Genomic DNA, 2524 nt, shown 5'->3' with positions numbered 1-2524 from the left:
TAAGAGAGCGCCCTCCACCACGCCGTCCTCACCAACACCGTCCCGCCGCCGGCGACTGCGGCCCCGGCGACGGCAACCGGCACACCGGCCGGCGCCCCGGCGCACACGGCCGACCAGGCCGTGCCCGCGGCGGGAGCGGGCATGCCCGGCCCCGCCGCCGCCGGCGCGCAGGACTCCGCCGAGCCGGCCACGACCGCCAGGCCCGCGCCCCGGCAGAGCACCGCCCCGGCGGCCGCCGGAATCCCGGCCGCGGGTCCGGCCCTGGCTTCGGGTGAGGCCGGGGCCGGCGGGCCGGTGGTGCAGGCGGTCCCGGCCGCGCCCGGGGACTTCACCGGGCGGGCGGCCGAGCTGGCCGAGGCGTCGGCCGTGCTGCGGGCCGGGCAGGACGTGGTCCTGACCGGCGCGCCCGGCACGGGCAAGTCCGCCCTCGCCCTGCGCACCGCCGAACTGGCCCGCCCCGACTTCCCCGACGGCCAGCTCTACGCCGACCTGCGCGCCCCCGACGGCACGCCCCGCTCGCCCCGGCTGGTCCTCGGCTGGTTCCTGCTCGCCCTGGGCACCGCCCCGCACCTCGTCCCCGACGGCCTCGACGAGCGCGCCCAGCTCTACCGCACGCTCCTCGCCCGCCGGGGCCGCCTCCTCGTCGTCCTCGACAACGCCGCCGACGACGCCCAGGTCCGACCTCTCCTGCCCGGCGCGGGTGGCTCCCGTACGGTCGTCACCGGTATCCGCCCCGGCCTGGCCACCCTCCCCGGCACCCGCCTGGTCCGCCTCGGCGCGATGACCCCCGCCGAGGCGACCACCCTCCTCGCCCGGATCGCCGGCGCCGACCGCCTCGCCGCCGACCCCGTCTCCGTCGCCCGTGTCGCCGAGTACTGCGACCGCCTGCCCCTGGCCCTGCGCATCGCCGCCGCCCGCCTCGCCGACCGCCCGCACTGGCCGGTCGCCCGCCTCGCCGACCGGCTGGCCGCCGAGGACCGCCGCCTGGCCGAACTCCGCCTCGGCAGCCTCGACCTCGCCGCCGCCCTCCGCCCGGCCCTGGACACCCTCGACGACCCCACCGCCGCCGCGCTGGACGAGCTCACCGCCACCGGCCTGCGCGTCCTCACCCCGGCGGACGCGGCCGCCGTCCTCCGTCTCCCGCACACCGAGGCCGAGGACCTCCTGGACCGGCTCACCGACGCCCGCCTCCTGGAGCCCGCCCGCCCCACCGGCGGCACGGCGCCCGACCCCGAGCCCCGCTACCGCCTCTCCTGCCTGGTCCGCCTCTCCGCCCGCACCCGCACCCACGCACTCGCCCGCTGACCCAACCCCCTCAGGGCGGCCCGGTGGATCCCACCGGGCCGCCCTCGCTGTGCCGGCCCCTCAGCCACAGCCCCCGGCATGTCCCTCGTCGAGTCCGTACGTCGCCAGGTATCCGTTCTCGGCGGTGCCCGGCACCGCGAGTTCGTTCAGGGCGTCGACGTAGTCCGCGAGCAGCTCCGCCCACGGCGTCCCGCCGTCGCGCAGCAACAGCTCCTGATCCATTGCCGCTTTGTTCTCGATCTCGGTCAGGACATCCAGAGGGTGCTGGACCTGGGTGGCCTTGTCGAACATCTTCATCCTCCTGTCGGTGCCGGGCCCGTTCAGGTCCCGCACCAACAGATTCGGAGCACCCCCTATCGGCGTTCTCCATTCCTCCTTGCACGCCCCGTACAGACGCACGACAGAGCAGATACAGACCGCCCGCGGAAACTCCCCCCATGGAAGAGAGCACCCCCCCGGCCGTGGTGGTCATCGGCGGCACCCTTACCGCCTGGATCGCCGCCACCCGCCTCGCCACGGCCTTCGACGGCACGGTCCCGATCACGGTGCTCGACACCGCGCACCGCCCGTCCTCGCAGGTCACGATCCTTCGCCCGGGTTTGCAGCGCGCCTTGTTCGACCCGCTCGGGGTCCCCGAGGCCACCTGGATGCGCGCGTGCGACGCCTCGTTCTCCGCGGCCGTGAAATACACCGCCCGGCCCGGCTCCGAGACCCCCGTCTATCTTCCCCACCACCCCGAAATCCCTTCCTGCGAGGGATTTCCCCTTTTCGACGCCTGGGCCCTGGACCGCGCGTGCGGCCGTACGGTCGAACCCCTCGACCGCGCCTGTTTCCGTGAGCCTCCGCTCATGGATGCGAAGAAATCACCGCGCTGGCTGGACGGCCGCGCCGCCATTCCGTACGGGTGGCACGCGGACACCACCATGCTGGTCCATTTCCTGCGCCGGAAGGCGGTCCGCGACCGCGGCGTCCGGCTGGTCGGCGGCGACCTCCTCGGCGGGCTCCGCGCGCCCGACGGCACGCTGACCGCCGTGCACACCACCCGCGGCACCCTCCCGGGCACCCTGTTCCTCGACTGCACGGGCGAGGACCGCCTGCTGATCGACGGCCTGCTGGCCGAGCCCTTCCTCGACGACTCCTGCCGGGTCCCCACCGACAGCAGCGTCACCCTGACCAGCCCCCACGACACCACCCACGCCATCGCCCCCTACACCACCGT

At 75.6% G+C, this 2524-nt stretch carries 3 protein-coding genes; 2 read left to right on the top strand and 1 reads right to left on the bottom strand.

Going from position 1 to position 2524, the window contains the following annotated elements; all coding sequences use genetic code 11:
* Nucleotides 1–141: 141 nt before the first annotated feature.
* Nucleotides 142–1305, top strand: coding sequence for an ATP-binding protein (locus EF918_RS34710; protein ID WP_185922076.1), 1164 nt, complete (start codon nucleotides 142–144; stop codon nucleotides 1303–1305).
* 60 nt (nucleotides 1306–1365) lie between these two features.
* Here the strand turns inward: EF918_RS34710 and EF918_RS34705 are convergent, their stop codons facing one another.
* On the bottom strand, nucleotides 1366–1596 hold the full coding sequence (locus EF918_RS34705) for a DUF6269 family protein (protein ID WP_185922075.1): 231 nt from the start codon (nucleotides 1594–1596) through the stop codon (nucleotides 1366–1368).
* 146 nt (nucleotides 1597–1742) lie between these two features.
* Here EF918_RS34705 and EF918_RS34700 point away from each other — a divergent pair.
* On the top strand, nucleotides 1743–2524 hold a 782-nt coding region (locus EF918_RS34700; RefSeq protein ID WP_148141333.1), incomplete at its 3' end, for a tryptophan 7-halogenase.

This window comes from Streptomyces sp. WAC06614 (assembly GCF_003949795.1).
Classification (GTDB): Bacteria; Actinomycetota; Actinomycetes; order Streptomycetales; family Streptomycetaceae; genus Streptomyces.
The sequence above is the reverse complement of the archived record's forward strand: the minus strand, read 5'-3'. Positions and strand labels throughout refer to the sequence as shown.

Bases quoted from the DNA above. Each gene is read 5' to 3' on its own strand.
- EF918_RS34710 (WP_185922076.1), top strand. From the start codon at position 142: ATGCCCGGCCCCGCCGCCGCCGGCGCGCAGGACTCCGCCGAGCCGGCC.
- EF918_RS34705 (WP_185922075.1), bottom strand. From the start codon at position 1,596: ATGTTCGACAAGGCCACCCAGGTCCAGCACCCTCTGGATGTCCTGACC.